This is a genomic window from Bacillus sp. FSL K6-1003 (genome assembly GCF_037964945.1).
Taxonomy (GTDB): domain Bacteria; phylum Bacillota; class Bacilli; order Bacillales; family Bacillaceae; genus Bacillus; species Bacillus mojavensis.
Genome location: NZ_CP150176.1, coordinates 673,905 through 694,248, shown reverse-complemented (window position 1 = coordinate 694,248; position 20,344 = coordinate 673,905). Strand labels below are relative to the sequence as shown.

Annotated in this window: 21 protein-coding genes and 1 riboswitch; of the genes, 2 read left to right on the top strand and 19 right to left on the bottom strand. The window is 46.2% G+C overall.

The features are described 5' to 3' along the window. Position 1 precedes the first annotated feature (1 nt). Together NSU16_RS03565 and NSU16_RS03560 are read right to left on the bottom strand one after the other, a co-directional pair. Positions 2-997: a DUF3048 domain-containing protein gene (locus tag NSU16_RS03565; RefSeq protein ID WP_229148738.1), complete on the bottom strand. Its 996-nt coding sequence runs from the start codon at positions 995-997 to the stop codon at positions 2-4. 26 nt (positions 998-1,023) lie between these two features. Further along, the gene (locus NSU16_RS03560) at positions 1,024-2,766 is read right to left on the bottom strand and encodes an adenine deaminase (RefSeq protein ID WP_286058945.1); all 1,743 of its coding nucleotides are present in this window, start codon (positions 2,764-2,766) and stop codon (positions 1,024-1,026) included. 127 nt (positions 2,767-2,893) lie between these two features. Here NSU16_RS03560 and NSU16_RS03555 point away from each other — a divergent pair, with 127 nt between their 5' ends. Beyond that, positions 2,894-3,127 (top strand): DUF2892 domain-containing protein, encoded by a 234-nt coding sequence (locus tag NSU16_RS03555; RefSeq protein ID WP_029441181.1) that lies wholly within the window; start codon positions 2,894-2,896, stop codon positions 3,125-3,127. Positions 3,128-3,140: 13 nt separating this feature from the next. On the opposite strand, the gene NSU16_RS03550 is transcribed toward NSU16_RS03555, so the two are convergent. Beyond that, positions 3,141-4,415, bottom strand: a complete 1,275-nt coding sequence (locus tag NSU16_RS03550) for an amino acid permease (RefSeq protein ID WP_168749395.1) — start codon at positions 4,413-4,415, stop codon at positions 3,141-3,143. 143 nt (positions 4,416-4,558) lie between these two features. Here NSU16_RS03550 and NSU16_RS03545 point away from each other — a divergent pair, with 143 nt between their 5' ends. Further along, positions 4,559-4,981 (top strand): Lrp/AsnC family transcriptional regulator, encoded by a 423-nt coding sequence (locus NSU16_RS03545; RefSeq protein WP_168747102.1) that lies wholly within the window; start codon positions 4,559-4,561, stop codon positions 4,979-4,981. 38 nt (positions 4,982-5,019) lie between these two features. On the opposite strand, the gene purD is transcribed toward NSU16_RS03545, so the two are convergent. The 16 genes from purD to NSU16_RS03465 form a co-directional block, all read right to left on the bottom strand. Further along, positions 5,020-6,288: a phosphoribosylamine--glycine ligase gene (gene purD / locus NSU16_RS03540; protein ID WP_326204332.1), complete on the bottom strand. Its 1,269-nt coding sequence runs from the start codon at positions 6,286-6,288 to the stop codon at positions 5,020-5,022. 15 nt (positions 6,289-6,303) lie between these two features. Continuing rightward, on the bottom strand, positions 6,304-7,842 hold the full coding sequence (purH, locus tag NSU16_RS03535) for a bifunctional phosphoribosylaminoimidazolecarboxamide formyltransferase/IMP cyclohydrolase (RefSeq protein ID WP_339192086.1): 1,539 nt from the start codon (positions 7,840-7,842) through the stop codon (positions 6,304-6,306). Further along, a complete protein-coding gene (gene purN / locus NSU16_RS03530; protein WP_010333252.1) occupies positions 7,839-8,426 on the bottom strand; it encodes a phosphoribosylglycinamide formyltransferase in 588 nt (195 codons plus the stop codon). The genes purH and purN overlap by 4 nt, the downstream gene beginning before the upstream one ends. Next, the gene (gene purM / locus NSU16_RS03525) at positions 8,423-9,463 is read right to left on the bottom strand and encodes a phosphoribosylformylglycinamidine cyclo-ligase (RefSeq protein WP_326204335.1); all 1,041 of its coding nucleotides are present in this window, start codon (positions 9,461-9,463) and stop codon (positions 8,423-8,425) included. The genes purN and purM overlap by 4 nt, the downstream gene beginning before the upstream one ends. Positions 9,464-9,563: 100 nt before the next feature. Then, positions 9,564-10,994: an amidophosphoribosyltransferase gene (gene purF, locus NSU16_RS03520; RefSeq protein ID WP_010333249.1), complete on the bottom strand. Its 1,431-nt coding sequence runs from the start codon at positions 10,992-10,994 to the stop codon at positions 9,564-9,566. Next, a complete protein-coding gene (gene purL / locus NSU16_RS03515; RefSeq protein WP_339192085.1) occupies positions 10,970-13,198 on the bottom strand; it encodes a phosphoribosylformylglycinamidine synthase subunit PurL in 2,229 nt (742 codons plus the stop codon). Before purL ends, purF begins: the two co-directional genes overlap by 25 nt. Next, positions 13,182-13,865, bottom strand: a complete 684-nt coding sequence (gene purQ / locus NSU16_RS03510; RefSeq protein WP_339192083.1) for a phosphoribosylformylglycinamidine synthase subunit PurQ — start codon at positions 13,863-13,865, stop codon at positions 13,182-13,184. Before purQ ends, purL begins: the two co-directional genes overlap by 17 nt. Next, on the bottom strand, positions 13,862-14,116 hold the full coding sequence (purS, locus tag NSU16_RS03505) for a phosphoribosylformylglycinamidine synthase subunit PurS (RefSeq protein ID WP_010333246.1): 255 nt from the start codon (positions 14,114-14,116) through the stop codon (positions 13,862-13,864). The genes purQ and purS overlap by 4 nt, the downstream gene beginning before the upstream one ends. Further along, complete coding sequence (purC, locus tag NSU16_RS03500) at positions 14,109-14,834, bottom strand: phosphoribosylaminoimidazolesuccinocarboxamide synthase (RefSeq protein WP_026014673.1); 726 nt, start codon at positions 14,832-14,834, stop codon at positions 14,109-14,111. Before purC ends, purS begins: the two co-directional genes overlap by 8 nt. A gap of 73 nt (positions 14,835-14,907) precedes the next feature. After that, complete coding sequence (gene purB, locus NSU16_RS03495; RefSeq protein ID WP_010333244.1) at positions 14,908-16,203, bottom strand: adenylosuccinate lyase; 1,296 nt, start codon at positions 16,201-16,203, stop codon at positions 14,908-14,910. Further along, on the bottom strand, positions 16,200-17,342 hold the full coding sequence (gene purK, locus NSU16_RS03490; protein WP_339192082.1) for a 5-(carboxyamino)imidazole ribonucleotide synthase: 1,143 nt from the start codon (positions 17,340-17,342) through the stop codon (positions 16,200-16,202). The genes purB and purK overlap by 4 nt, the downstream gene beginning before the upstream one ends. Beyond that, positions 17,335-17,823, bottom strand: coding sequence for a 5-(carboxyamino)imidazole ribonucleotide mutase (gene purE / locus NSU16_RS03485; protein WP_229148726.1), 489 nt, complete (start codon positions 17,821-17,823; stop codon positions 17,335-17,337). Before purE ends, purK begins: the two co-directional genes overlap by 8 nt. A gap of 140 nt (positions 17,824-17,963) precedes the next feature. Further along, positions 17,964-18,065: riboswitch (purine riboswitch) on the bottom strand. A 79-nt stretch (positions 18,066-18,144) separates the two neighbouring features. Next, positions 18,145-18,342, bottom strand: coding sequence for an NETI motif-containing protein (locus tag NSU16_RS03480; protein ID WP_010333241.1), 198 nt, complete (start codon positions 18,340-18,342; stop codon positions 18,145-18,147). Then, positions 18,342-18,896, bottom strand: coding sequence for a DUF5698 domain-containing protein (locus tag NSU16_RS03475; protein WP_339192081.1), 555 nt, complete (start codon positions 18,894-18,896; stop codon positions 18,342-18,344). The genes NSU16_RS03480 and NSU16_RS03475 overlap by 1 nt, the downstream gene beginning before the upstream one ends. A gap of 213 nt (positions 18,897-19,109) precedes the next feature. Further along, positions 19,110-19,277 (bottom strand): Fur-regulated basic protein FbpA, encoded by a 168-nt coding sequence (locus NSU16_RS03470; protein ID WP_010333239.1) that lies wholly within the window; start codon positions 19,275-19,277, stop codon positions 19,110-19,112. Positions 19,278-19,405: 128 nt separating this feature from the next. Further along, entirely contained in the window at positions 19,406-20,203 is a 798-nt protein-coding gene (locus NSU16_RS03465; RefSeq protein WP_268450577.1) for a hypothetical protein, read from the bottom strand. Positions 20,204-20,344: the final 141 nt, after the last annotated feature.

The following is a 20,344-nucleotide window of genomic DNA, read 5'->3' as shown; positions in this document are numbered from 1 at the left end:
GTTACACACCTTCTCCTTTACTAATGGAAGCCGCATCGAGATCAGGCACGATATTTATCCATGTCTTTCCTGGTACAAACGGCAGCCATTTGCCTTCTTTCACCGGCACAATTCTCCCGTTTACATATTTCCAGTCTGCTTCAATGACGTTTCCGTGCTGAAACAACAGACCTTTACCCCCTGATTCTATGTCGATGTCACGCCTTCCATCTTGGTCAATAGTATGATGGCTGGCTTCAACAATGAAAATATTTTGCATTGCAACCGGCTTTCCGGTCTCCCGGTCTGTCGTCATGACACCATCAGAGCTTCTCGTATAAGCTTCAGCTTTTTTATCATAGTTGTATTCGACAAGATTTGTAACGTTTTTTGTTCCATAATCTACCCGAACATTATAAGATTCATTTACAGGTTTTGCATCTGATGTTTGAAACAGCATTGGATCTGTTTCCTGCTTCAGCTCATATCCCTTTTGTTCCGCCGCCTTTTTTATGTACTCATAAGACGTGTAGGAATTGTGGGGCGGTTCGCTGAAATCAGCTCTCCAAAATAAGCTTCCGTCAAAATCCAATCCGTTAATATAATCGGCAGCTCCGGATTCCAGCTGCTCCTTGGCGCCGGGACTCCAGCCGTGATGGACAAATATGCTGTCAAAACCGTTGCTGAGAGTGACGAAATATTCCCGCGCACTCCGCACAGGTCCGACAGTTTCAGGCATCTGGCTTTGAAAAATGGCCAGAAACCTTGTAATTTGGCCTTCGGCAAGCGCTTCTATGACAATGTCGGCTTTAGACAGTCCTGATTGCGGCCGCGCCTTCGGGTGATTGTTCACCACGACAGCAACAGGCCTGCGTTCAGCTGCCTTCTGCTCAGTCTCCAATCCCGTCAAAGGGGCTTTCAGCTTCTTTGTGTGATCAGGGACAGCGTCCTTCTGCTGACAAGATACTAGCATGAAAAACGCGAAACACAGCACGCAAACTGTCATCCATTTTTTCATATGTCGGCTCCCCGCTCTTTTATATTTTAACGCATTATCGATGGAAAGAGTACAGTTTTTTTCATCACGTCGAAGATTCCTCTTGGCGTAATGCGTATATACGGGAGGTGCGTGCTTTGTAAAAAGAGCAGCGTATAAACCGGATCACAATACTCATAGCCTCTTTCAGTCAATAGATCTCTCAGCTTCTGTTCCTTTTCCAGCACGATGTCATACGATTCCGAAGAAGCGCATCCGCACAGTGAAAGCGGAATTTCGTGAAGGATTTTTCCGTTTTCCGCAAGCACAATTCCCCCACCGATTTCTTTCATGCGGGAGAAAGCAAGCAGCATATCCGCTTTGTTTTTTCCGATCGCAACAATATCACCCGTCGTCGTAAAGGAGCTCACAAATCCCTGCACACTTGAGGCAAATCCTTTTATCATCGTATTCACGCGCCATTTCCCATGTCTGTCAAGCATCGTTAAATAACTTTCATCATGGTCAAATGAAAGCTGTTCGACCGAGTTGTCGATCTCAATCATATACGGCTCCATAATCACCGCATTCCGCATTTTTACGCCCATCGGCATGGAAAACTGCAAATCATCCATCGTCATATCATATGAAAGCTCAAGCGGGACAAGACCGCCTTTGTTCCAGTTCGTATGTGGAAACGCATTCACATCACGGCCGTCTTCACGCAGAATCTTGCCTTTTGACAGAACGGTTACCGGATTCGGCTGCAACGGGTCCTCAAGGATATTCAGTGATGCAAGTCTTCCCGGCCCGACAATGCCTAAATAATCATCCATTTGATAATACTTCGCGATATTAAATGATGCCATATTGTACGCATCGATTGCCGGAACCCCTTCTTCCAGGGCAATCCGGATGAGCTCGTTTGTCATGCCGCCTTTATAAAAATTAGGCGTAGCGCCGTCTGTTGTGTAAAAAAAGTGGTCATAGTAGCGGAAGCCCTTTTCATGAAGCTCCTGCAATATGTTTCTTAAATCAGGGCGAATGGACGAATTGCGAAGTGATACATAATAGCCCAGCTCCAGCCTTCTCATCACTTCCTCACCTGTCATGGCTTCATGATCACAATCCGCTCCGAACAGCTTCATTTTTGTAAGCGTTTTATCTGAAGCGCCGGGAAAATGCCCTTCTATGCGTTTCCGCTGTTTTTTTGTGGCCTGCATACAATGAAGCATTAAATCATCGCCATCTACAAGACGCGGCCATCCGGTCATTTCTCCGCCTTGTATGACATCCGGATGTTCAATCCACTGCTTTCTGACGTCAAATGGAAGAACGTGATCCTCGTTCAGAACCTCGGTCTGCAGGTCATACCGGGACCACCAAAAATACTGAACCGGAAGCTTTTTGAGTTCGTTCAAAATAGTAAGCGCTTTCTTTTTTCCGCTTTGCAAAAGCAAAAATAAGTTATCATTTACGAATGTCGTTGTACCGTACTGAGACACATATTCCGCCAGCGTTTGGGGATTATATATTTGAAAAGGATGTGCGTGCGGTTCGATATAGCCAGGCACAATGTATTTTCCTTCACAATCAATCGTATGAATTTCTTCGGTTCTATCCGGAAGTTCATGACCAACATAAACAATACGGTCCTGATAAATCCAAATGTTTTTTTTCAGCCATTGTTTTACATATGGATTTAAGACGAGAGCATTCCGTAAAAGGAGCGTTGGAAGCAGCTTAGAGTCTACAACATCAACCTGTGCCCTGATGTCTTTATTTTTCCAGTTAAAGGTGCGTTCGGACATTCACATACTCTCCTTTACATGTATTAGACTCATGGTATCACATCCTTCTCCATCACGCACGATAAAAACGTTACAAATTTTTGAAGGTTCGATTAAAAAACTTTTTAAAGTAAAAGGAGCGGATTTCATGAAACCAAACATCAGTCTCATCAATGCCGTCTTCCGTATCGCCTGCGGACTGACAATTATGTCAGCTGCGAGTGCCAAGTATACGAAAAAACCTTGGTGCAAAATGCATCTGTTCTGCATCTTTATAGGCGCCATGAAGGCAGGTTCAGGCATACTGCGTTTCTGTCCAGTAACCTATATGTTTCAAAATACCATTGATGAAAACCATGGACAGGATCATCAAGAATCGTAAGAAAAAAGCTTGATCATAAAATGTGATCAAGCTTTTTTTCAGAATATCCCTTTGTCTTCATATAGAAAAAACCAACAGCCACAAACGCAGCCGGATACAAGAGCGCCCAGCCGCTAAATAAGTAGATTACTGTACAAAGAAGAAGCGCCCCCAAAGCCATCCACCAGCCTGAATCCTTCCAGTTCAGCAGTTTCAGCGCTGCCGCCATAGTGCATATGTAAGATGCAATAAATGCCGAGCTTGGTCCTTTCAGCAGCGTTGTCAGATCAATTTGAAATATGCCGTTCGCCATAAGAACGAAACCAAACACGATAGCCAGCGCTGTTAATACACGGACAGGTGTATGTTTTGTATGACTGAGTTTCCCGAAGTACCCCGGAATATGACCTTCTCTCGCCAACGCATAGACCATTCTTGAAAACCCTGCGATGTTGGCATGAATGGTGGCGAATGTAATAAAAAGAGCTAAACAAGTCGTTACATATACCCCAATATCCCCCGCTCCTTTTGATATGAGCATCGTCAGAGATGCGATTTCTCCCTTTTCTCCATATGCATGGGTGCCCACAGTGACAAACGACAGCATAATATACAGCACCGCCACACAAGCTGCCGCTAAGAATAAACTGATTGGTACATCCTTTTCGGGATGTGTAAACTCTTCAGCTAATGGAGTAATCATTTCCCAGCCTACAAAAGAAAAAAAGATGATGACAGAAACAGAACCCGCGGCAAACCAGCCATGCGGCAGAAAAGGCTTAAATTCAGCTGCTTTTACGTGAGGCAGTGAAACAGCAACAGAAATGACGAGCAGCAACAAAATGACACAGATGACGAGTATGCTGATGTTTGCTGATAATTGAATGCCCCTGATATGAAGCAAAATAGAGATCGCCAGCATACTTGCTGCAATGAAAGCAATCTGCCAATCCGAAGCCTTTGTGACGTAGCTGACATAATGTGCGCCAGTCAAAGCGATCACTGGCACACCGATCGGAACCGATCCCAGCATAATCCAGCCCAAAATGGCCCCGGCTTTTGGCCGAAAAGCTAGCTGTACATAAGCCGTGATTCCTCCTGCGCTTGGTGCCATTCTGACAAGGCGCGCCAGTGTGCCGACGAGCAGAAAAGATAAGAAAGACATAAATCCCCAAACCAATAAAGAAGCGGGACCAGCGGTGTCAGCCGTGACAGACGGAAGAATTAAAATCCCGCAGCCCAATACGGCCCCGATCGTTAATGCCGCTCCTTGAACCCAAGTAATCGAACGCTGCAATTCCGGCAAAATGATGCCTCCTCCCATGTTGATGGCTTAATTATAGAAAAAAGATGACGACACTTATATGCTACAATTAAGCTAAATCACCAACATCACCTAATCATAAAAGGTATTTTTATCAATTCACCTAAATTTGTAAAGGAGCCATACGAATGGATGATACAGACCTTCAAATTCTTTCGCATTTACAGCAAAATGCGAGATTAACGATGGTTGAATTAGGAAAGCTTGTCGGACTCAGCTCTCCGAGTGCGGCGGAACGTGTCAGAAAGCTCGAGGAAAAAGGAGTCATTACCGGGTACAGCGCTGATATCTGTTTTGAAAAGCTAAACAAACATGTTACGGCTTTTATCCTGATGGAGCCGAAAAGCTGCAAGCACTACGCCGCCTTTGCCGAAGCCCACCCCGATGTGGCAGAGAACCACCGGATTACAGGTATGTACAGCTATGTGACAAAAGTGGTGACGGAATCTGTGCATACCCTAGAAGATTTTATAGACGCTTCAATGGCCCATGGAAAACCGACCACGCTTGTTGTGCTTTCTTCTTCCGCTTTCCGGCACGCTTTGGTATAACAAAAACCCGCAGCACAATCTGCGGGTTTTTCATCTCTTTATTTTTGAGCAGCCTTCAGAGCGCGCGCCCCGATATCTTTTCTGAAAAACAGTCCAGGCTTGATGATCTCATCAACGGCCTTGTACACTCGGTTTCGTGCCGCTTCAAACGTTTCGTCAAAGGCGGTCACATTGGCGACGCGTCCGCCGTTTGTGACGAACTCTTCACCTTCTGCTTTCGTTCCGGCATGGAAGACGACAACTTGATCAGCATGTGCTGTCAGGCTGCCAATCGGCGTGCCTTTTGCATAGCTTTCAGGATAGCCTTCTGAAGCAAGCACGACACTCACTGCCGCCGTATCCTTCCATCTTAAGTCAACGTCCTTATCATCTAAAAGATCAAGAAGCACTTTGACCAGATCAGATTCCATACGCGGAAGCACAACCTGCGTCTCCGGGTCGCCGAAGCGGGCATTAAATTCAATGACCTTCGATCCATTCGCAGTGAGCATCAGTCCCGCGTACAAAACGCCTGTGAAAGAACGCCCTTCTTGAACCATTGCTTTTGCGGCTGGCTTGACGATCGTTTCTACAGCATGACTTACGGTATCTTCCGAAATTTGTGGAACAGGAGAGTAAGCGCCCATACCTCCTGTATTCGGCCCTTTGTCTCCATCAAACGCGCGTTTATGATCCTGGGCAATGACCATCGGATATACCTTTTCTCCTTTGACAAATGCCATGAGGGAAAACTCTTCGCCAGAAAGAAATTCTTCAATCACGACAGATGCGCTCGCATCACCGAATTTTTCATCTTCAAGAAAATCGTGCAGACACGCGATGGCTTCTTCTTCCGTCATCGCAACGGTTACGCCTTTTCCAGCCGCAAGTCCGTCCGCTTTAATGACAATCGGAGCGCCTTTTTCCTGCACATAAGCCTTCGCTTCTTCAAAGGATGTAAACGTGTCGTATTCTGCGGTCGGTATGTCGTATTTCTTCATTAAATCCTTTGCAAACTGTTTGCTTCCTTCGATGATCGCAGCGGCTTTTGACGGACCGAACACACGAAGACCGGCTTTTTCGAACTCGTCAACAAGGCCTTCAATTAAAGGAACCTCAGGCCCGACAATGGTCAGCCCGACCTGATTTTCTTTTGCAAATGAGACAAGCCCGGCGTGGTCGCTTTCCTCAATGTTTACAAGCTGTGCAGAAGCTGCCATGCCGTCATTTCCCGGAGCGGCAAATACCGTATCAACAAGGCTGCTTTGCGCCACCTTCCACGCCAGCGTATGTTCTCTTCCGCCTTTACCGATAATTAATACATTCACGTCGTTTTCATCCCCTTAATGTTTGAAGTGTCTAATGCCAGTGAACACCATGGCAATGCCGTATTCATCCGCTTTTTTGATGGAATCCTCGTCGCGAACTGATCCACCCGGCTGAATGATAGCCGTAACGCCCGCCTTTGCCGCTTCTTCAACAGTATCCGGCATTGGGAAAAATGCATCAGATCCGAGCGCACTGCCTTTCGCTTTTTCTCCTGCCTGCTCGATTGCGATTCTCGCTGATCCGACGCGGTTCATTTGCCCGGCTCCCACGCCGACTGTCATGTTGTCCTTCGCGAGAACGATCGCATTGGATTTCACATGTTTCACGACTTTCCAAGCAAGCTTCAAATCTTCCCACTCTTGCTCGTTCGGCTCTCTTTTTGTCGGAATGCTGATCTCAGCATCATTAAAGCCGTGCATATCTAAATCTTGAATCAGCAATCCGCCTTGTACAGATGTCAGCTGTTTTTCTTTTTGAACGGCAGCTGTCACATCAAGTGTCAGCAGACGAAGATTTTTCTTCGCTGTCAGGATATCAAGCGCTTCTTGGCTGAATGAAGGCGCAATGATGATTTCTAAGAAAATGTTATGAAGCGCTTCGGCTGTTGACTTGTCCACTTCACGGTTCAACGCGATAATGCCGCCGAAAATCGATGTTTTATCTGCTTCGAACGCTCTGTCAAACGCTTCTGCGATCGTTTCGCCAGTTCCCACGCCGCATGGATTCATATGCTTCACAGCAACCGCAGCAGGCTCCGTGAATTCACGAACAATCTGAACAGCTGCGTCCGCATCTTTAATGTTATTGTAAGAAAGCTCTTTGCCGTGCAGCTGTACTGCTTGTGCAATAGAACCCTTGACAGGAAGCGCGCTTTGATAGAATGTTGCTTCCTGATGCGGGTTTTCTCCGTAGCGAAGCGATTGTTTTTTCTCAAATGTAACGGTGAATTGTTCTGGTTCTTTTTCACCGACAACATGTGTCAGATAGTCAGCGATCAGCGCGTCATATGCTGCAGTGTGACGGAATACTTTTGCCGCCAGCTCGCGTTTTTTCTGAAGCGAAACATCGCCTTCTTCTTTGATTTGATTCAGAACAGGGCTGTAATCCGCTGGATCAACGATAACCGTCACATCCTGATGGTTTTTCGATGCCGCACGCAGCATGCCAGGTCCGCCGATATCAATGTTTTCAATAGCCTCTTCGTACGTCACATTCTCTTTAGAAATCGTCTCTTTAAATGGATAGAGGTTGACGACAACCAGGTCAATTGGCGCAATGCCGTGTTCATTGATCTGCGCCATATGCTCTTCGTTGCCGCGAACTGCAAGAAGACCGCCGTGAATATTCGGATGAAGCGTTTTTAAGCGACCGTCCATAATTTCCGGAAAACCTGTCACTTCAGAAATTCCGATAACTTCAACACCGTTTTCTTGAAGAAGCTTTTTTGTGCCGCCGGTTGAAATAACCTCAACGCCAAGCTCTGTCAGTTCTTTTACGAAAGGAACAAGATTTGTTTTATCTGAAACACTGATTAGTGCGCGTTTAATGGTCATGCCTTTTCACCTCTGTTATTTAATCCTAATAGCTGTTTAATCACACTTGGATACCATTTATGCTCAAGCTTGTGAATCCGCTGTTCGATTGTTTCCAATGTATCATGTTGATTAATGTCAATTGCCTTTTGAGCGATGATCGGACCTGTATCCATTCCTTCATCGACGTAATGAACGGTAATCCCGGCCACCTTCACACCCGCCCGGTATGCCTGTCCGACTGCGTCTATTCCAGGAAAAGCGGGAAGAAGGGACGGATGGATGTTGATGATTTTTCCTCCGTATGCCTGGAGCAGCGTATCACCGATCAGTCTCATATAGCCGGCGAGAACGATCAATTCTACTTCATGAAGATGAAGCTGTTCAATAATGGCCCGTTCAAATGCGGCCTTGTTTTCATAAGACTTCGGCTCAAAAGCAAAGGATGGAATCTGGAATCTTTCCGCCCGCTCGATGACTTTCGCCTGCGGTTTGTCGCAAACGAGGAGTGATACGGACGCATCCCAGTTCTCCTCTTTCAAGCGTGTGACGATGGCTTCGAAGTTTGAGCCATTTCCGGATGCAAATACCGCAAACTTTTTCATGAAAGTGCAGCACCGCCGAATGTAACGCCTTCACCTTGTTTCACTCGCCCGATTAAATAGGCTTTTTCGCCGTGGCTTTCAAGCGTTCCGATGACTTTTGTGAGATGTTCTTCTTTTACTGCCAGAACAAATCCGATGCCCATATTAAAGACGTTAAACATGTCTTCTTCTTTCAGCTTGCCATGCTCCTGCAAGAAAGAGAAGATCGGCGGGATCGGCCAAGAGCCGTGATCGATTTCCGCACTTAAGCCTTCAGGAAGCATACGCGGAAGATTTTCAATAAATCCGCCGCCTGTTACGTGCGCCATACCATCAATGAGTCCGCTTTTCACAGCCGCAAGCACAGGCTTCACGTAAATTCTTGTCGGCTCAAGCAGTTCTTCGCCGAGCGGGCGTTCAAACGGCTCATACGTCTCGTCGAGATCAAGCTCTGCATCGTCCAGAAGCACCTTTCTCACAAGGGAAAATCCGTTGCTGTGAAGACCGCTGGAGCTTAGTCCGATTAAAAGGTGGCCTTCCTTGATGTTTTCGCCGGTCACGATTTCATCCTTTTCCGCCACACCAACTGAGAAACCTGCGATATCGTATTCATCAACTGTATATAATCCAGGCATTTCAGCGGTTTCTCCGCCGACCAAGGCTGAACCTGACTGCTCACAGCCATCCGCAACGCCTTGTACGATCTGCTCAATTTTCATGGGATCTGCTTTGCCGACCGCTAAATAGTCGAGGAAAAAGAGCGGCTCCGCACCTTGCGCAAGCACGTCATTGACACACATTGCGACAGCGTCTACACCAATCGTGTCATGTTTATCCATGGAAAAAGCCAGCTTTAATTTTGTACCGACACCGTCTGTTCCCGAAATTAAAACGGGTTTCTGATAAGAAAGCTCCGACAGATCAAACATGCCGCCAAAGCCGCCAAGGCTGCCCATAACGCCAAGCCTTTTCGTACGCTCCACATGTTTTTTCATCCGTTTTACAGCTTCATATCCGGCTTCGATGTCAACTCCTGCGTTTTTATATGCTTCAGACATCCTATTCACTCCTTTAAGGCGCTTTTCAAAATATCTCTCCGATCAAGGGCAGAAAGAGAAAGGCAGCCGAACTGCGCTGCCTTTATGTCATTTTCAAGTTTTATTTGGTTAACACCGCTTCTTTTACATGAGGAAGCACAGTGTCCTGATAAATTTCAGTCGGATATTTCCCTGTAAAGCAAGCAAGACATTGCCCGCAATTAGCGTCTTCGTATTTTCTGCCGATTCCTTTCAGCAGCCCTTCGACACTCAAAAATGAGAGAGTGTCGGCTCCGATTTCCTGACGGATTTCTTCAACCGAGTGAGAAGACGCGATCAGTTCTTCATGTGTAGACGTATCAATACCATAGAAGCACGGATGAGCGATCGGCGGCGAACTGATTTTCACATGCACTTCTGTCGCACCCGCTTCTCTGAGCATCGTTACGATCCGGCGGCTTGTCGTTCCGCGCACGATAGAGTCATCCACCATGACAACGCGTTTTCCTTCTACAACACCGCGCACCGCAGAAAGCTTCATTCTGACACCCTGCTCACGCAGAGCCTGTGACGGCTGAATAAACGTTCTGCCCACATAACGGTTTTTGATTAACCCAAGCTCGTACGGGATGCCTGTTGCTTCTGCGTAGCCGATAGCCGCTGAAATACTGGAATCCGGAACGCCTGTCACCACATCAGCTTCAACCGCTGATTCCTGAGCAAGCATTTTTCCAAGGTTTTTACGCGCGCTGTGCACGTTAATGCCCTCAATATTGCTGTCAGGCCGTGAGAAATAAATGTATTCCATGCTGCAAATAGAACGGTTGATATTCATGGAGAAGCGCTCTGATTTCATGCCATCATCATTGATAATCAGCATTTCACCCGGCTCCACCTCGCGAAGATACGTCGCGCCGACGACATCAAATGCACATGTTTCTGAAGCGACAACATAAGCGTCTCCCATCATGCCGATTGACAGCGGTCTAAGCCCGTTCGGGTCTAGCGCGACAATCATTTCTGTTTCAGTCATGATCAGGAACGCGTAGGCACCTTTCAGCATGGAAAGCGAGTTTTTAATTTGATCCTTCAGCGTGAAGTGGCCGCTTCTTTTGATCAGGTGAGCCAAAACCTCAGTGTCTGAAGACGTCTGGAAGATGCTTCCTTGATTTTCAAGCTGCTGCTTCAGCTGAGTGGCATTCACCAAGTTCCCGTTATGGGCAAGCGCCAGGCTGCCGTTGTTTTGGGAGCGGAAGAGGAGCGGCTGAACATTTTCATATCCGCCGCCGCCGGCTGTTGCATACCGAACGTGCCCAATTGCGCCTTTCCCCTTCACTTTGCTGAGCTCACCGTTTTGAAATACTTCAGTGATCAGCCCTTGGCCTTTATGCGCCGTCAGCTGTTCACCGTCAGTTGCCACAATGCCCGCGCCCTCCTGTCCTCTGTGCTGGAGGCTGTGGAGGCCGTAATACGTAATTTGCGGGGCTTCTTCATGTCCCCAAATCCCAAAAACGCCGCATTCTTCATTTAAGCCTTTGATTTCAGCAAGCATGGGATAGCTCCTTTCCACGCGCGTTCAAGCTCTTTCGTCTGCGCGTGAATCAATTGTTGTCCGTCATGATTTTGAATGCTCAGAAGTCCGTCAGCTGTTACCTCACCGATATGAACCGCATCTTGTACAGCTGCTTCAAACGCTGCTTGATGTTCTTTTTTCACAGAAACAACGAAGCGGGATTGAGATTCAGAGAATAATAATACTGCTTCCCCTTCAACAGTCACGCTAGCGCCAAGGTTTTCCGTCGTCATGACACTTTCCGCAATTGCTACGCCTATGCCGCCTTCGGATACATCGTGCGCTGATTGAACATAGCCTTGTTTAATCGCGTCAAGCAGTGCCTTTTGGCGTGCCTGTTCTACATCAAGATCGATTTGCGGCGCTTTGCCGTAAATGCGGCCTTCTGTCATTTTTTGCAGCTCGCTTCCGGCAAACTCAGGTTTTGTTTCGCCGATGACGTACACAAGGTCGCCCGCTTGTTTGAAATGCTGCGTTGTAATGTGATCTGTATCTTCAATTAAACCGACCATGCCGATTACAGGTGTCGGGTAGATCGCCGTGCCGTTTGATTCGTTATAAAGCGATACGTTTCCGCCGATTACAGGTGTGCTAAGAACGTTGCACGCCTCACTGATGCCGTCAGCCGCCTTTTCAATCTGCCAAAAAATTTCCGGTTTTTCCGGGTTTCCGAAGTTCAGGTTATCTGTAACCGCAAGCGGTTCTGCACCGGAGCAAACGATGTTGCGCGCCGCTTCAGCGACAGCAATTTTTCCGCCGACCTCTGGATCAAGGTAGAGATAACGGGCGTTACAGTCAGTTGTCATTGCCAGCGCCTTTTTCGTTCCGCGGATTCTAAGAACACCCGCGTCAGATCCAGGTGCCACAACTGTATTCGTCCGCACCATGTAGTCATATTGATCGTAAACCCACTCTTTGCTTGCGATCGTCGGCTGCTGCAGGAGCGCCTTCAGTGTTTCATTCGCATCGTCAATTTGAGGAGCCGGGACATCCGTCTCTAAAAATTCACGGTAGTAAGCCGGCTCTTGAGAAGGCTTGTGGTAAACCGGCGCTTCTTCTGCCAAGGCATCAACAGGGAGCTCGCATACAACCTCACCTTTATGTGTCAGGCGCAGCATTTTATCATCTGTTACACGTCCGACAGAAACTGCTTCAAGATCATATTTGTCAAAGATATCGATGATTTCCTGTTCACGTCCGCGCTCAATAACAAGCAGCATCCGTTCCTGTGATTCAGAAAGCATCATTTCATAAGCGGTCATGCCTGTTTCACGCTGAGGGATCAAGTCAAGGTTCATTTCAATGCCAGAACCCGCTTTACTTGCCATTTCCGCGCTTGAGCTGGTCAGGCCGGCAGCTCCCATGTCCTGAATGCCGACTAAGGCGTCACATTGAATGACTTCCAGACACGCTTCAAGCAAAAGCTTCTCCATAAATGGATCGCCGACTTGAACCGCGGAGCGCTTTTCTTCAGAAGCATCAGACATTTCTTCAGACGCAAACGTAGCACCGTGAATTCCGTCTCGCCCTGTTTTTGCGCCGACATACATGACCGTGTTGCCGACACCCTTTGCCTGGCCTTTTTTGATGTCTTCATGATTGATCAATCCGACGCACATTGCGTTGACAAGCGGATTTCCTTCATAGCTGCTGTCAAATTGCACTTCGCCGCCGACTGTCGGGATTCCGATGCAGTTCCCATATCCGGCGATACCTGCTACTACTTCTTCAAACAAGTACTTCACGCGCGGTGAAGTCAGTTCACCAAATCGAAGAGAGTTTAATACAGCGATCGGACGCGCACCCATTGAAAAGACATCACGGATTATGCCGCCTACGCCAGTCGCAGCGCCTTGGTACGGTTCGATGGCTGATGGATGGTTATGCGATTCAATTTTGAACACAACCGCTTGGTTATCACCGATATCAACGATTCCGGCGCCTTCCCCCGGACCTTGCAGCACACGTTCGCCGCTCGTCGGGAATTTACGCAAAATCGGCTTTGAGTTCTTGTAGCTGCAATGCTCTGACCACATGACAGAAAAAATTCCGATTTCTGTGTAGTTCGGCAATCTTCCAAGAATGGATTCAATCAATGCAAACTCATCATCACTGACACCCATTTGCTGATATATTTTCTCTTCTTTAATTTGTTCTTTACTTGGTTCAAGCAGTAGTGACATGAGTTTCCCTCCAATTTTTCACGATAGACTGAAACAATTTAAGACCGTCGGCGCTTCCAAGCAGTTCATCGACCGCGCGCTCTGGATGAGGCATCATGCCTAACACATTTCCTTTTTCATTTACAACACCGGCAATATCGCTGACACTTCCGTTAATATCGGAACCGTATGTGAAAGCAATTTGGTTGTTTTCTTTTAATGAATCAAGCGTTTCGTCATCGCAGTAGAAATTCCCTTCACCGTGGGCAACCGGAATTGTAATCGATTGGCCTTTTTCATAGGAAGAGGTGAATAAAGTTTCGTCGTTCTGCACGATTAATTCAACCGGACGGCAAATGAACTTCAAATCTTTGTTACGTCTCATTGCACCTGGCAAAAGGCCAAGCTCCTGTAAAATCTGAAATCCGTTGCAGACGCCGAGGACAGGTTTTCCTTCAGCCGCTGCCTGTTTTACAGCAGGCATAATATTCGCAAATCGGGCGATGGCGCCGCATCTCAAGTAATCTCCGTAAGAAAAACCTCCCGGGATTAACACACCGTCGAAGCCGTCAAGGCTTGTTTCCTCGTGCCAGACGTATTCCACATCATGACCGAGTTCATCCTTTACAGCGTGATACATATCGATATCACAGTTAGAGCCGGGTAACACTATCACCGCAAATTTCACTGTGCGACTACCTCCTCAACCTCATATCTGTAATCTTCAATCACTGTATTCGCAAGAAGTTTTTCGCACATTTCTTTCACTAGCACGTCAAGATCACGGTCCGACTTTTCAATTGTTAGCTCCATGTATTTCCCGATGCGCACGTCGGCGACTTCCTTGTAAGACATACTGTGCAAGGCATGCTGGACAGCGCTCCCTTGTGGATCCAGTACACTTTCTTTTAAGCTGACATAAACTTTTACTTTATACATGATGAATGCCTCCCAGTCTTTTGAAAATCTCTTCGTATGCGTCGGTTAAGCTTCCCAGATTGCGTCTGAATAAATCTTTGTCCAGCTTTTCGTTCGTGTCTTTATCCCACAGACGGCATGTATCAGGTGAAATTTCATCCGCCAAAAGCACTTGCCCGTCTGCATCTAAACCGAATTCAAGCTTGAAATCTATTAATCTGACATGACAATCGTCAAAAATGCTTTGAAGCTCTTCATTTACTGTTTTTGTAATGGACTTAATGGCTTCTACCTGCTCAGGAGTCGCCGCTTTCAAAAGCCAAATATGATCTTCTGTGATGAGCGGATCACCCAGCGCGTCATCCTTGTAGTAAAACTCGATAATCGGCTGTTCAAGCTCCGTGCCTTCTGGAATGCCGAGACGTTTGGACATGCTTCCTGCCACAACATTTCTGACGACGACTTCAAGCGGCACAATCGTTACCTTTTTAATGAGCTGCTCTGTTTCCGACATCCGCTCGATAAAGTGGTTATTAACTCCTTTTTTATGGAGATGTTTGAAAATCAGGCTTGAAATCTCATTGTTTAAGCGCCCTTTGCCGCTAATTTCCGCCTTTTTTTCTCCGTTAAAGGCAGTGGCAGAATCTTTATACACCACATACAGCGTGTTTTCGTCATCGGTTTTGTAGATCTTTTTTGCTTTTCCTTCATATAAAAGTTCATTCTTCACAATATTCACGGAAGGCCTCCTAACCCGAATGTTGGGAATTTTCAAACTGCAGCGGCTTAGAAGAAGCCGCTAAAAGCTTCTTCTAAGCTAAACCTAAACGTTCAAAGATCAAATCCACATTTTTCAGATGGTAATGATAATCAAAGCAGTCAGCAATTTTTTCCGGAGAAAGACGGGACGTGATTTTCTCTTCCGCTTCCACAAGCTCACGGAACGGAACTTGCTTCTCCCATGCCTCCATTGCTTTCGGCTGCACTGTGTCATAAGCTTCTTCACGAGTCAGGCCTGTGTCAATCAATGCCAGCAGCACGCGCTGAGAGTAGATCAGTCCCAATGTGCGGTCCATGTTGCGCTTCATGTTTTCCGGGAAGACCGTTAAGTTCTTCACGATATTGGAGAAACGGTTCAGCATGTAATTCAGCGCGGTTGTCGCATCCGGGAGAATAATCCGTTCCGCTGAAGAATGAGAAATATCGCGCTCATGCCATAACGGAACATTTTCGTAAGCTGTCATCATGTAGCCGCGAATGACACGTGCTATACCTGTCATGTTTTCAGAACCGATCGGATTCCGTTTATGCGGCATTGCGGATGACCCTTTTTGCCCTTTCGCAAAAAATTCCTCGACCTCACGTGTTTCACTCTTTTGCAGTCCGCGAATTTCAACTGCGAATTTCTCAATGCTTGTCGCGATCAAAGCAAGTGTCGCCATATAATCAGCATGGCGGTCACGCTGAAGCGTTTGTGTTGAAATCGGTGCGGCTTTCAGGCCGAGTTTCTCACAAACATATTGCTCAACAAACGGATCAATATTCGCATATGTGCCGACAGCACCGGAAATCTTCCCAACCTCGATGCCTTCCTTCGCTTGTTTAAAGCGTTCAAGGTTGCGTTTCATTTCTTCATGCCAAAGCGCAAGTTTTAAACCAAATGTTGTAGGCTCTGCGTGTACGCCGTGTGTACGGCCCATCATGACTGTGTATTTATGTTCTTTCGCTTTTTCTTTTATGATGTCAACAAATCTCTCAAGGTCCTTGAGCAGAATGTCATTTGCCTGTTTTAATAAGTAAGAAAGAGCAGTATCTACGACGTCAGTTGACGTTAAGCCGTAATGCACCCATTTTCTTTCTTCGCCCAGTGATTCGGATACAGCGCGCGTAAAAGCAACTACGTCATGGCGCGTGTCCTGTTCGATTTCTAATATGCGGTTGATGTCAAATGACGCGTTTTCGCGCATCAGCTTTACGTCTTCTTTTGGAATAACGCCAAGCTCCGCCCACGCTTCACAGGCAAGAATTTCAACCTCTAACCATGCTTGAAATCTGTTTTCATCCGTCCAAATCGCGGACATTTCAGGTCTTGAATAACGTTCGATCATTCTGCTTGTCCTCCGTCTCTATTTCTCCATTTATTTGTGATCTCCTGAATCCATTCGTCTTCAGGCTGCTTCATAAAAGTAATATGCCCCATTTTGCGGCCTTTTTTGATTTCATGTTTTCCGTATACATAAAGCTTTGCTTCTTTTAAAAACTCCGGCTCTTCCTCTGGGATCTTTACTTCATCGCCGAGAAGATTTACCATCATGCCAGGCTTCAGCAGCTCTGTTTTTCCAAGCGGAAGGCCGCAGACCGCTCTGATATGCTGTTCAAACTGGCTTGTTTCGCAAAGATCCAGCGTGTAATGTCCTGAATTGTGTGGTCTAGGCGCCAGTTCATTAACCAAAAGCTCATCGCCCTCTGTCAGGAACATTTCAACAGCAAGCGGTCCGACAAGATTCAGCTCATCTGCGAGCTTAACGGCCAGCTCAGCAGCCTTTGCCTGAATCCTTTCTTCAACCCGTGCAGGCACGATGCTTTGGAACAGAATATTATTGTGGTGAATGTTTTCTGCTGCCGGGAACGTCGAAATTTCTCCGTATACCGATCTGACAACGATGACCGACAGTTCCATTTTAAAAGAAACCCAGCTTTCGAGAATGCAAGTTCCTTGCTCTAAAAGAGCTGAAGCCTCTTCTATTTGTGACGCTTCCTTGATGACAAATTGGCCTTTGCCGTCATATCCGCCGCGGCATGTTTTCAGCACTGCGGGAAGCCCCAGCGACTGAACCGCCTCTTTCAGCTCATCCTTTGTTTTGACGATGCTGTAAGGGGCAACTTCACAGCCCGCAGATTGAATCGCTTTTTTCTCTGTTTCACGGTTTTGGGTAATGAGCAGCAGCTCACTTCCTTGCGGGAGATACGCATGATCTTTCAGCCAATGCAGCGCATCATAATCGATGTTTTCAAACTCATACGTGATAATATCGCTGATCTCAGCCAATTTCCGAATCGCTTCGCGGTCATTGTAAGAAGCGGTGATTTCGATATCCGCGACCTGCCCGCACGGCGAATCTTTCACCGGATCAACGACCGCGACTTTATACCCCATTTGTTTTGCGGAGACAGCCATCATTTTACCAAGCTGTCCGCCGCCGATTATGCCGATGACGGCTCCTGGATAGATGATTTGATTAGACAAGCTGATCACTGCTTTCTAACACTGTTTGTTTTGTATTTTCTCTTCTTTCATCTAACATTCTGGCTAGATCCTCGTCAAAAGCTGACAAAATTTGCGCCGCTAACAGACCTGCGTTCACAGCGCCCGCTTTTCCGATGGCTGTTGTGGCAACCGGAACGCCTCCAGGCATTTGCACGATGGAAAGAAGTGAATCGAGTCCGTTCAGCGCCTTAGACTGAACCGGAACACCGATAACCGGCAGCGTCGTTTTAGCAGCTGTCATCCCCGGCAAGTGCGCCGCTCCACCGGCACCAGCGATAATGACCTTGATGCCTCTTTCTCTGGCTGTTTCAGCGTACTCAAACATGAAATCAGGCGTCCGGTGAGCGGAAACCACTTTCTTTTCGTACGGCACTTCAAGTTCTTCAAGTATGTCGCATGCGTTTTTCATTGTCTCCCAATCGGAAGTGCTTCCCATGATGATTCCTACTAGCGGCTGCATTCTGTTCCCACCTTCTAATGCTTTAGTTTTCAGAAAATAAAAAATACCCGGCTTTGTATTGCATTATGAGGAAGCAATACAAACCGGGCATGGTGCATGTATCGGCAGTCGTTCGCTTCTGCGATATATCCATGTCAGTTTTATCGATCACTTTCCTGCATAGTCCGGCAATTTACGGTTGCCGGGTAGAAACTTATGGGCCATATTCCCAAGATTATATGAGGTCGTGTTTTGATTTCATGTTTATCTTAACAACGGACATGAATAATGTCAACGACATTATCGAACGATATAAAAATTCATTCTGCTAATGTTCGTGTTTTAGATCAATTTCCCTTCAAATACGATTTTTTTTCCGCACGGAACGATCTGAATTGACCCATCTTCCATCTTTTCCTTGAAGATCGGCTCTTCCATTCGACGTACAGGCATATACCCTTCTTCTTTCATTTGCTGAAGCACTGCTTCGATCGTTTGCTGTTCTGTCACTTCAAATTTTTTTTTCTTCGGTTTTGCCATTATTCTTTAATTCTCCTCTTCTTCACCGCTTTGACCCAGAAGCCGCCGTGGATCGTTTTTGGTTCATACGCAATAATAAAAGCTTTCGAATCAAGCGTTTTAATCGTATCATACAGCTGCAGCTCATATCTTCTCGGCGTCAAAATCTGCAGGGCCGTGCGGTCGCCTTCAAGCCCGCCTGCCACCCAATTCGTTACGCCATAGCCTTTTTCACGAAGCTGCTTCGGAAGATCGAGGTCAAGCTCTTTTGTAATCACATTGACCATAATATAGCCAAGCGCCAGTTTTTCTTCGATTTTCATGCCGACAATCACGCCCAGACCATAGCCGAGTGCGTACGCAATCACGTTTTGAATCTGGTCTAAGTTATCGAGCACGAGGCTCAGCCCGGTCACATAAACCAAAATTTCAATCGTGCTGATTCCGGCCGCTAAATACCGCTGGCCTTTCAGTGTTAAAATCATTCTTATCGTAAAAAATGATACATAAACAACATTGATAATCAGAATAATGAGAACCATTGCTAATCCGTTTGATAATAAGGTTTGCATCATTTATAAAACCCCCTTACTCATTCAACTTACGTAAAGCATTCATATTCTACTAGAGAAATGTACCCTTTACAATCAGCTATGGCCGTAATCGCAGACAAAATTTTTCGACACACTCTCTTCATCACTCAGCAATAGTTTACCCTCTTTCTATCCTTTTCAAAATCTAAACAAAAAAGCCTGCTTTTCAGCAGACTCACATTTCTTTATTTATTGTCACATCTCTTTTTTCATTTTCCGAAGGGACTCATATTCTTTCTCAAGTTCACTCAGCGTATAATCAGCGAGCTGTTCCCCTCTTCCGCGATAAAATTCTGAGAGCATTAATTTGGTTTTTAAAAATTCCTTCTTTTGATAAATCGCCTGACGAAGTAAATGGGCCATGTCCATCATCCTCCACAGCATTTTCCTCATCATACACGGATTAATCCTACAATTCAACTGTGTTTTTTAGATATATTTGTAAAAACTGTGACATCAAAAAACCGGCCTTTTCAGCCGGTTTTTTTACATTAAAGCGGGATAAGCGATGCCGTAAAATATTCAGAAATAAACGGCCATGTCACTGCCGCAAACAGCAGCGCAACAGCTAAAACAGCAAACACACAATAGATGTAGTCAATCGGTGCCTCACTTGCCGTCTGATACAGACGCTGTACATACAGCGCCATCATAAAGAAAAGCGAAAACAGGATTAAGACTGTGAAAAGGACAGTCAGCATCGGTACATTCACAATCGCAAATATCATCCAAATGATTGAAACGGCGATCACCGGTACAAGCAATGAGCCAAAACCCGCCGCAGCTTCCTTGAATGATACCTTTTGCTTCATCATATACCGAGACACGGCCCATATGGAGAAGACCATAACAGCAAAAAAGACGAGCATATACACAAGAACGACAAAAAATCCGTCATAAAACGCGTGATGGCGTTCTCCAAAACCGAGCGGCCTGTTCCAGCTCGCCTTTAACTGAAACCAGTTCCCGATTGAAAAAACGATACTGAATATGAGCATTGAAATAAGACCATATTTATAATGAGAGAAACCATCTGCCACAACCGTTTTCGCCGGAGATTTCAATATTGAAAAAGCAAATCCGCAATATCTGTTAATGGCTGCCCAAACAGAGGCTAGCTTTTCTTTCGCAGACGATTCTACGCGTTCCTTATGTTGTTTCTGCTTTTGTTTCTGCTTCTGCTTGCTTTGGCGGCTGGCCTTTCTCGACATCCGCGAAAGCGGCTCTTCATCTATTCCTTCATTCTGGTTAACTTCTTCTTCCAACGTTTCTTTTCTTTCTTCCGTCATGTTAGCAACTCCTATCAAAAATATACGGCGGAATACCATTCAGCAAGAAAATAAAACACTTATATAAGGTACCGAAGCCTTCCTGAACAGTCAAGTCATTTCCATTTCAGTAAACAATGGCGGCACATCTACATGACGGTA

Coding starts and splice junctions, on each gene's coding strand:
- NSU16_RS03565 (WP_229148738.1), bottom strand. CDS start 997: ATGAAAAAATGGATGACAGTTTGCGTGCTGTGTTTCGCGTTTTTCATG.
- NSU16_RS03560 (WP_286058945.1), bottom strand. CDS start 2,766: ATGTCCGAACGCACCTTTAACTGGAAAAATAAAGACATCAGGGCACAG.
- NSU16_RS03555 (WP_029441181.1), top strand. CDS start 2,894: ATGAAACCAAACATCAGTCTCATCAATGCCGTCTTCCGTATCGCCTGC.
- NSU16_RS03545 (WP_168747102.1), top strand. CDS start 4,559: ATGGATGATACAGACCTTCAAATTCTTTCGCATTTACAGCAAAATGCG.
- purH (WP_339192086.1), bottom strand. CDS start 7,842: ATGACCATTAAACGCGCACTAATCAGTGTTTCAGATAAAACAAATCTT.
- purN (WP_010333252.1), bottom strand. CDS start 8,426: ATGAAAAAGTTTGCGGTATTTGCATCCGGAAATGGCTCAAACTTCGAA.
- purM (WP_326204335.1), bottom strand. CDS start 9,463: ATGTCTGAAGCATATAAAAACGCAGGAGTTGACATCGAAGCCGGATAT.
- purF (WP_010333249.1), bottom strand. CDS start 10,994: ATGCTTGCTGAAATCAAAGGCTTAAATGAAGAATGCGGCGTTTTTGGG.
- purL (WP_339192085.1), bottom strand. CDS start 13,198: ATGTCACTACTGCTTGAACCAAGTAAAGAACAAATTAAAGAAGAGAAA.
- purS (WP_010333246.1), bottom strand. CDS start 14,116: ATGTATAAAGTAAAAGTTTATGTCAGCTTAAAAGAAAGTGTACTGGAT.
- purB (WP_010333244.1), bottom strand. CDS start 16,203: ATGATCGAACGTTATTCAAGACCTGAAATGTCCGCGATTTGGACGGAT.
- purE (WP_229148726.1), bottom strand. CDS start 17,823: ATGCAGCCGCTAGTAGGAATCATCATGGGAAGCACTTCCGATTGGGAG.
- NSU16_RS03480 (WP_010333241.1), bottom strand. CDS start 18,342: ATGGCAAAACCGAAGAAAAAAAAATTTGAAGTGACAGAACAGCAAACG.
- NSU16_RS03475 (WP_339192081.1), bottom strand. CDS start 18,896: ATGATGCAAACCTTATTATCAAACGGATTAGCAATGGTTCTCATTATT.
- NSU16_RS03470 (WP_010333239.1), bottom strand. CDS start 19,277: ATGGCCCATTTACTTCGTCAGGCGATTTATCAAAAGAAGGAATTTTTA.
- NSU16_RS03465 (WP_268450577.1), bottom strand. CDS start 20,203: ATGACGGAAGAAAGAAAAGAAACGTTGGAAGAAGAAGTTAACCAGAAT.